Below are 326 nucleotides of genomic sequence, written 5' to 3' on the forward strand. Positions count from 1 at the left end.
GACGTTGATAGGTCGGAGGTGTAAGCACAGCAATGTGTTGAGCTGACCGATACTAATCCGCCGAGGGCTTGACCTGAGTGGTTCAGGCAAGAAAAGAAATGCAGGCGCTTGCGAGCGAGGACTTGCGAGGTTCACTGTTCGGTTTTGAAGGTGCAGACAAAGCGCCCACCCTCTGGAGAGAGAGAAAGCGGGAAGCGGATATTAAGGTGAGACTTGGTAGAAAGCTTTCTTTGCATACTTTCTTTCTCGAAAGAAAGTATGCGCCTTTAGCTCAGTTGGTAGAGCAACTGACTCTTAATCAGTGGGTCCCGGGTTCGAATCCCTGA

Annotated in this window: 1 tRNA gene and 1 rRNA gene; both read left to right on the forward strand. The window is 50.3% G+C overall.

What is annotated here, in order from left to right:
• Positions 1–76 (forward strand): 23S ribosomal RNA (locus tag H6B31_RS16910); the annotation flags it as partial.
• A gap of 192 nt (positions 77–268) precedes the next feature.
• Positions 269–326, forward strand: a tRNA-Lys gene (locus tag H6B31_RS16915).

It is taken from the genome of Pseudoflavonifractor capillosus, assembly GCF_016899775.1.
Lineage (GTDB): Bacteria > Bacillota > Clostridia > Oscillospirales > Oscillospiraceae > Lawsonibacter.